The following is a 7941-nucleotide window of genomic DNA, read 5'->3' on the forward strand; positions in this document are numbered from 1 at the left end:
GCTGCGCGGGGGAGTGGTCGGCGTGGGCGGGCTCGGCGGTGCCGATCCGCAGCGCGATCCGCGCCAGCCGCTCGACCTCGGCGGCGAGTTCGCCGCCCGGGCCGGTCATGTCGGCCCGCCCCCGCCGGGCGGCGGCGATCGCGGGGTGCGGGTCCGCGCAGAGGTCACGGACCGGGCCACCGTGCCGGAAGGACTCGTACGCCCCGGCCAGCCGGCAGGCGCCCGCGTGGTCGGTGAGCACGCCGTCGATCCGGCGCAGCGCGTCGTAGCCGGTGGTGCCGGCCACCGGCCAGTCCCCGGGCAGCCGCTCGTCGCCGGTGAGGATCTTCTCGACCACGACGTACGCGCCGCCGGTCGCCCCGGCGAGGCGCCGCAGGTAGCCGCGCGGGTCGGCGAGCCCGTCCGGGTGGTCGATCCGGAAGCCGTCCAGGACGCCGTCGGCGTGCAGGGCGAGCAGCACGGCATGGGTGGCGGCGAACACCTCGGGGTCCTCGGCGCGCAGCGCGATCAGCTCGTTGACGGTGAAGAAGCGCCGGTAGTTGAGCTCGGTGCGGGCCAGCCGCCACCAGGCCGGCCGGTACCACTGGCGGGCGAGCAGCTCCGGCAGCGGCAGCTCCTCGGTGCCGGGGCGCAGCGGCAGCTCGTGCTCGTGGTAGCGCAGCACGCCGGCGTCCACGGTGAACTGGTGGAGCACGGCGCCGAGCCGGTCGCCGAGCAGCGGCAGCAGCACCCGGCCGCGCGCCGGGGCGTCGGCGGGGCCCGGCTGGGCGGTCCAGTCGATGTCGAACCAGCGTGCGTACGGCGAGTCGGGCCCGTCGCGCAGCACCTGCCACAGCGGCCGGTTGAGCCGCTCGGGGGCGGGCACGGCCATGTGGTTGGGCACCACGTCGGCGATCAGCCGCAGTCCGTGGCGGTGCGCGGCGGCGGCCAGCTCGCGCAGGGCCGGCTCGCCGCCGAGCTGCTCGCTGATCCGGGTGTGGTCGACGGTGTCGTAGCCGTGGGTGGAGCCGGGGACGGCCTCCAGCAGCGGGGAGAGGTGCAGGTGGGAGACGCCGAGGGCGGCCAGGTACGGGACGGCGGCGGTGGCGTCGCGGAGGGTGAAGCCGGGCTGGAGCTGGAGGCGGTACGTGGCCGAGGGGACGGTGGCGGCCGGGCGGGGCTGCGCGGGCTCGGCGGCGGGGGTCATAGCTCCATAGGTACCCGGGGGAGCCCGGCGCCAAGACCCGCTGCTGATCCGAACAGGTGACCGCCCCCGGCCGTCCGGAGCCGCCGCGCCGCTCCGCGCGCGCCCGGCCGCGGGCCGTCGGGGCAGGTCAGGGCCCTGTGGTCTCCCCTAGGCGGGCCGTTGCAGCACCATCAGGGAGCGGTCGGTGAGCCACAGGCTGTCGCCGGCCTTGACCCGGGCCCCCGTTCCCGGGGCGGGCAGCCGGGGCTGGGTGGTGTCGACCACGACCTGCCACTCCTGCCCGTGTTCGGCGGGCACGGTGAACTCCAGCGGTTCGAAGTGCGCGTTGAACATCAGCAGGAAGGAGTCGTCGACGATCCGCCCGCCGCGCCGGTCGGGTTCGGAGATCGCGTAGCCGTTGAGGAAGACGGTCAGCGACTTGGCGTAGCTGGTGCCCCAGTTGCGCTTGGTCATCTCCTCCCCGGCCGGGGTGAACCAGGCGATGTCGGTCAGGTCGTCGAACCCGCCGGAGGCCGGCGCGCCCGGTCCGGGTGCTGTCGGACCGGGCGCCGTCGAGCCCTTCGCCGCCGGCCCCGGCGCCGTCGAGCCGGGCGCGCCCGGCCGCGGACGCCCGGACACCGGCCGGCCGTGGAAGAACCGCCGCCGCCGGAACACCGGGTGGTCGCGGCGCAGCCAGATCATCCCCTGGGTGAACTCCAGCAGCCTGGCCCGTGGCCCGTCCCCCTCGGGCCAGTGCACCCAGGTGAGTTCGTTGTCCTGGCAGTAGGCGTTGTTGTTGCCCAGCTGGGTGCGGCCGAGCTCGTCGCCGTGCGAGAGCATCGGCACGCCCTGGGAGAGCATCAGGGTGGCGATGAAGTTGCGCTGCTGGCGGGCCCGCAGCTCCTCGACGGCCGGGTCGACAGCCGGGTCGACGGCAGGGTCGACGGCAGGGTCGACGGCAGGGTCGACGGCGGGCCCCTCGACGCCGCAGTTCCAGGAGCGGTTGAAGGATTCGCCGTCCCGGTTGTCCTCGCCGTTGGCCTGGTTGTGCTTCTCGTTGTACGAGACCAGGTCGCGCAGGGTGAAGCCGTCGTGGCAGGTCACGAAGTTGATCGAGGCGATCGGGCGGCGGCCGTCGTCCTGGTAGAGGTCGGCGGAGCCGGTGAGCCGGGAGCCGAACTCGGCGAGGGCCGCGGTCTCGCCGCGCCACAGGTCGCGCACGGTGTCCCGGTACTTGCCGTTCCACTCCGTCCACAGCGGCGGGAAGTTGCCCACCTGGTAGCCGCCCTCGCCGAGGTCCCAGGGCTCGGCGATCAGCTTGGCCTGGGAGACCACCGGGTCCTGCTGGACCAGGTCGAAGAAGGAGGAGAGCCGGTCCACCTCGTGGAACTGCCGGGCCAGGGTGGCGGCGAGGTCGAAGCGGAAGCCGTCCACGTGCATCTCGGTGACCCAGTAGCGCAGCGAGTCCATGATCAGCTGGAGCACGTGCGGGCTGCGCATCAGCAGGCTGTTGCCGGTGCCCGTGGTGTCCTCGTAGAAGCGCTGGTCCTGGGCGAGGCGGTAGTAGGAGACGTTGTCCAGGCCGCGCAGCGACAGTGTCGGGCCCAGGTGGTTGCCCTCGGCGGTGTGGTTGTAGACGACGTCCAGGATCACCTCGATCCCGGCCGCGTGCAGCGCCTTGACCATGGACTTGAACTCCTGCACCTGCTGGCCGCGGTCGCCGGTGGAGGAGTACGAGGAGTGCGGGGCGAAGAAGCCGACGGTGTTGTAGCCCCAGTAGTTGGCCAGGCCGAGGTCCCGCAGCCGGTGGTCGCGGACGAACTGGTGCACCGGCATCAGTTCGATCGCGGTGACGCCGAGTTTGGCCAGGTGCTCGATCACCGCCGGGTGGGCGAGGCCCGCGTACGTGCCGCGGATCTCCTCGGGGATGCCGGGGTGCAGCCGGGTGAGCCCCTTGACGTGGGCCTCGTAGATGACGGTGCGGTGGTAGTCGGTGCGCGGCGGCCGGTCGGTGCCCCAGTCGAAGTACGGGTTGATCACCACCGAGTGCATGGTGTGCGGGGCGGAGTCCAGGTCGTTGCGGCGCTCGGGGGCGCCGAAGTGGTAGCCGTAGACCGACTCGTCCCAGTCGATGTGCCCGCTCATCGCCTTGGCGTACGGGTCCAGCAGCAGTTTGGCGCTGTTGTGCCGCTGGCCCAGGCCCGGGTTGTACGGGCCGTGCACGCGGAAGCCGTAGCGCTGGCCCGGCTGGATGCCCGGGAGGTAGGCGTGCCGGACGAAGGCGTCCGTCTCGCGCAGTTCGACGGCCGTCTCGGAGCCGTCCGCGCCGATCAGGCACAGCTCGATCCGGTCGGCGCTCTCGGAGAACACCGCGAAGTTGGTGCCGGCCCCGTCGTAGGTGGCGCCGAGCGGGTAGGGCGTACCGGGCCAGACCTGCATGACTCCTCAACTTCCTTGCTGCCGACGGAAACTGACGTGTGATCCGACAACGGGTGCGGGACCGTCCGGGCCGTCCGCCCGGCCCCGGACGCTCTCTTCCCGGCCGGACGGCCGGGCATGTGCGGACCCGTGCGCCGTGACGCACGGCACAGCGCATACTCCCCGAGCCCGTCCCCGACGGCCGGGAGATCCGGCCCGGGTTGGGCCGAACGAGCGCCCGCCGGGCAATCGTGTGAAGAACACGTCGGGGGTGCGGAAGGCCCCCGGCATCCGGCTGCGAGCGGCTCGCGGCGGGCAGTACCCTTGATCGTCCGGCCGCCCGGGGCGGGCCGACCGGGATTCGACGGTCCCCGCGTCTGCGGGGGTCAGCCGCAGCAACCAGATGAGGTGGCGCATGGTGTTCCCCGCCGGCGGCCGTGGCTCCGGGCCCGGCGGCCCCGACCGGGGCGCGGCCCGCAGCGAGGCGCCCACGGTGGTCATGCGCCCCACCCTGACCGGCCGGGCCCTGGTGCCCGCGCAGGGCGGCCCGGTCGAGATACCCGCACTGGCCTGGTCGACCGCCGAGTGGGAGGACGCCTACCAGCGGGTACGGCTGTCCGGCCGCGCCTACGTCTGGCTCAACCTGGTCGAGCAGCGGCTGCGCGCCCTCGTCGACGAGGTGCTGCACCCGATCTACGCCCCCGCCCACGGCGAGGACTGGGTCACCGCCGCCGCCGGTCCGGCCGGCGAGGAGTGGGCGCACCGGGCCGGGGCCGTACGGGAGATCAGCCGCCGCAAGGGCTACCTGCTCGACCCGGCCGACGACGACCCGCTGGTCTTCCTCACCATGCCCCAGCTGCGCGAGCTGATGGTCCAGCACTGGCCCTGCTTCGAGCCGTACCTGGCCGACCGGCGCGAGATCGAACTGGCGCTGGACGAGCTGGAGGTGGCCAGGCACGTGGTCTCCCGCAACCGGGTGCTCACCCAGACCGTGCTGGCCCAGACCGAGCGGGCCGCCGCCCGGCTGCTCGCCGTCCTCGACGGCGGCGCCGGCGGAGTGCCCGCCGACGTGGTCGAGTCCCTGGTGGCCGGCCGGTACGCCGACGTGGTCGCGGTGCACGCCGACCGGGTCCGGCTCCAGCGCGACCTGCCAGTCGAGGACCTGCTGGACGGCGCCAGGCGGCTCGACGCCCTCGGCATCGGCCTCGGCATGCTCTGCCAGAACTACACCGGCAAACGCCTGGTGCGGCTGGCCGGCGAGGGCTGCCGGGTGCGGCTGCTCTTCCTCAACCCGGCGAGCAGCGCGGTGCGCCGCCGCGAACGCGAACTCGGCCTCGGGCGCAGCGAGTTGTCACGATCGATCGAGATGAACATCATGCACGTGCGGCGGGTCAGGGCCCGGCTGCGGGACCAGGGCGGCTTCGAGATCAGGGTCTTCGACGAGACCCCGCGCTTCACCGCCTACCTGGTCGAGGGCCCCCGCACGGCCGGCCAGGCGGGCGGCCGCCGGCAGGGCCGCGACCTCGGCGTCATCCAGCCCTACCTGCGCCGCGCCCGCGGCATGGAGTCCCCGGCCCTGGTGCTGCGCGGCGGCGCCGGCCAGCAGCCGGGCGGCACCGAGTCCGGGCTGCTGGAGGTCTACCGCGAGGAGTTCGAGGGCATCTGGGCCGACTCCAGGCCGGTGTCCTGAGCCGTGCCGACCCAGGGGGCCGCCGGTCGGGGCGGCGACGAGGCTGTCAGGATGTGGGCCGTGAACAGTGACCCCCGGTGGAGCCTGCGCCCCGCCACGGCCGACGACCTCGAACCCGTCACCGCGCTCAAGGCCCGGGTCATGCGCGCCGACCTGGAACGCCTCGGCCGCTGGGACCAGGACCGCTCCAGGGAGCGGGTGCGGAAGTCCTTCTCCATCCGCCACACCTCCGTGCTCCTGGTCGACGGCGCCTTCGCGGGCTGCGTCACCGTCCGCCCCGAGGAGCAGGGCGGGCGCCACCTGGAGCTGTTCTACCTGGCCCCGCACCTCCAGGGCCGGGGCCTGGGCAGCGCCGTCCTGCGCCACCTCCTCGCCGACGCCGACGCCGCCGGGGACCCGGTCCGCCTTGTCGTCCTCCGTGGCAGCGCCGCCCAGCGGCTGTACGAACGGCACGGCTTCGCCGTCGTCCACGAGGACCCGGTCGACGTCGTCATGCTCCGTCCGTCCCGGGGGCCCGAACTGCCCACCGGCGTACGGTAGCCCGCTGCCCTGCCGCCGTCCCGCTCACCGGCTCCGGCTCCCCCCGGGGCCGGGTTGTCGGTGGGGCGGGTGATGATAGGGGCTGTTTCGGGAGACAGGACGGAAGGACACACCTGATGAGCTGGTGGCAGCAGCCACTGGTCGGCTTCGACCTGGAGACCACGGGCACCGACCCGGCCGTGGACCGCATCGTCACGGCCGCCCTCGTGGACACCGTCGGGGCCGCCCGGGTGGGCGCCGCGCACTGGCTGCTCGACCCGGGGGTGCCGATACCCGCCGAGGCGGAGGCGATCCACGGGATCGGGGACGAGGTGGCGCGCGGCAAGGGCAGACCGGCGAAGGAGGCGGTGGAGGAGATAGCCGCCGCGCTGTGCGAGCGGATGGCCGCCGGCCGGCCGGTGGTGGCGTTCAACGCGCCGTTCGACCTCTCGCTGCTCGACGCCGAGCTGAACCGGCACGGACTGGCCACGCTCGCCGAGCGCCTGGGCCGGCCGGTCGGGCCGGTGCTGGACGCGCTGGTGATCGACCGGGCCGTGGACAAGTACCGCAAGGGCTCCCGCACCCTGCAACGGGTCTGCGAGCTGTACGGGGTGGAGCTGACCGACGCCCACGAGGCGGGCAGTGACGCACTGGCCGCCGTCCGGGTCGCCGTCGCCCTGGCCGAGCGCTATCCGGCCGAGGTGGGCGCGGTGGCGCCCGCGGAACTGCACCGCCGGCAGGTCGACTGGTACCGGGAGTGGGCCGAGGGCCTCCAGGCCTGGCTGCGCCGCGGCAAGGACCCGCAGGCGGTGGTCGACCCGCGCTGGCCCGCCCGGTGACGGAGGTGCGCCAGGCCCGCCCCGCGGACCTGCCCGGCTTCCTCGACCTCGCCGCCGAGGTCGAGCACTGGTTCGGCCCGATGGTCGCCGAACCGGGCTTCCACCGCGCGGTGCGCGACAGCATCGACGCGGGCCTGGCGACCGTCGCCGAGGACGGCCGGGGGCTGCTCGGCGGCCTGCTCTTCGGCACCGGAGGCAGCGGGCTCCACCACCTGCACTGGCTCGTGGTCGCCGGGCGGGCCAGGGGCACCGGCGTCGGCCGGGAGCTGGTCGAGGACGTGCTGCGCCGGCACGTCCGCGGCCCGGCCACCGTCGAGGTGGTGACCTTCGGGCCGGACCACCCGGGCGCGGTGACGAGCGGGGCGCGGGTCTTCTACGAACGGCTGGGCTTCACGCCGGCCGAGGCGGCGGAGCCCGGCCCGGAGGGCGGCTCCCGGCAGGTCTACCGGCTGGGTGTCGACCGTTTGGGCGTCGACCGGCCGGGCGCCGACCGACCGTCGGCCGGCACCGGAACGGACCGGGCCGGAGGGCGGCCCACCGGGTGACCGAGGGGGAGGCGTTCCGGGGCGAGGGCCCCGACGGCGCTACCCGGCCGGGAAGTCGAAGTCGTACCCCTGGGCGACCAGCCAGGGCAGCAGCTGCCTGAGCGCGGCCACGGTCTGGCTGCGGTCGCCGCCGCCGTCGTGCATCAGGATCACCCCGCCGGGCTTGAGCTGCTTCTGCACGGCCGAGACGATCGCGGGCACCCCCGGCCGCGACCAGTCGCGCGGGTCGACGGACCAGCCGAGCGAGGACATCCCGAGGCCCGCGGTGATCCGCTCGTTGTCGGCGGTGAAGCCGCCGCCCGGGGCGCGGAACCAGCCGACCTCGGTGCCGGGGCCGCCCGCCTGGACGATCATGTTCCGGGCGGCGGTGATCTCGTACACCGCCTTGTCGTGCGGGAGCTTCGCGAACGGCTGCGGGTGGTGGACGCTGTGGTCGCACAGCCGGTGCCCGGCGGCCAGGACGCGCTTGACCATGGCCGGGTTGGCGGCGGCGTTCTGGCCGACCTGACAGAAGGTGGCCTTGACGTGGTACTGGGCCAGCAGGTCGAGGATCTGGCCGGTGGCCGGGCCCGGGCCGTCGTCGAAGGTGAGCGCGACGGTGCGGCCGCCGGAGGCGGTGGAGCCGATCACCGTGCCCGCCCCGGGGTGCGGGGGCGGTGCGGCGGGCGAGGACGGGCCGACGTCCGGCGCCGTCGGAGCGGCCGGGGCGGTGGGCGTGGTGGAGACGGGGGAGCCGGTGGCCGCGGGCGGGGCCGGCTTCGACGG

At 74.6% G+C, this 7941-nt stretch carries 7 protein-coding genes; 4 read left to right on the top strand and 3 right to left on the bottom strand.

All coding sequences use genetic code 11. From position 1 onward, the window contains the following. Together BU198_RS37290 and glgX are read right to left on the bottom strand one after the other, a co-directional pair. The coding region (locus BU198_RS37290) for an alpha-amylase family glycosyl hydrolase (RefSeq protein ID WP_262987098.1) at positions 1 to 1186 on the bottom strand (1186 nt) is incomplete at its 3' end. Positions 1187 to 1333: 147 nt separating this feature from the next. Further along, positions 1334 to 3604 carry a glycogen debranching protein GlgX gene (gene glgX / locus BU198_RS37295; RefSeq protein WP_188301223.1) on the bottom strand — a complete coding sequence of 757 codons (2271 nt, stop codon included), beginning with the start codon at positions 3602 to 3604 and terminating at the stop codon, positions 1334 to 1336. Positions 3605 to 3998: 394 nt separating this feature from the next. Between glgX and BU198_RS37300 the strand changes: the two genes are divergently transcribed. From BU198_RS37300 to BU198_RS37315, 4 genes are all read left to right on the top strand, one after another. Beyond that, the gene (locus tag BU198_RS37300; RefSeq protein ID WP_223245464.1) at positions 3999 to 5273 is read left to right on the top strand and encodes an SAV2148 family HEPN domain-containing protein; all 1275 of its coding nucleotides are present in this window, start codon (positions 3999 to 4001) and stop codon (positions 5271 to 5273) included. Positions 5274 to 5333: 60 nt separating this feature from the next. Continuing rightward, complete coding sequence (locus BU198_RS37305; protein ID WP_317620481.1) at positions 5334 to 5813, top strand: GNAT family N-acetyltransferase; 480 nt, start codon at positions 5334 to 5336, stop codon at positions 5811 to 5813. A 116-nt stretch (positions 5814 to 5929) separates the two neighbouring features. Then, a complete protein-coding gene (locus BU198_RS37310) occupies positions 5930 to 6631 on the top strand; it encodes an exonuclease domain-containing protein (RefSeq protein ID WP_188301225.1) in 702 nt (233 codons plus the stop codon). After that, positions 6628 to 7176: a GNAT family N-acetyltransferase gene (locus BU198_RS37315; protein WP_317620482.1), complete on the top strand. Its 549-nt coding sequence runs from the start codon at positions 6628 to 6630 to the stop codon at positions 7174 to 7176. The genes BU198_RS37310 and BU198_RS37315 overlap by 4 nt, the downstream gene beginning before the upstream one ends. A gap of 39 nt (positions 7177 to 7215) precedes the next feature. Here the strand turns inward: BU198_RS37315 and BU198_RS37320 are convergent. Further along, positions 7216 to 7941: polysaccharide deacetylase family protein (locus BU198_RS37320; protein WP_223245465.1), on the bottom strand; the 726-nt coding region annotated here is incomplete at its 5' end.

The organism is Streptomyces sp. CBMA156 (assembly GCF_014596515.1).
Taxonomy (GTDB): Bacteria; Actinomycetota; Actinomycetes; order Streptomycetales; family Streptomycetaceae; genus Kitasatospora.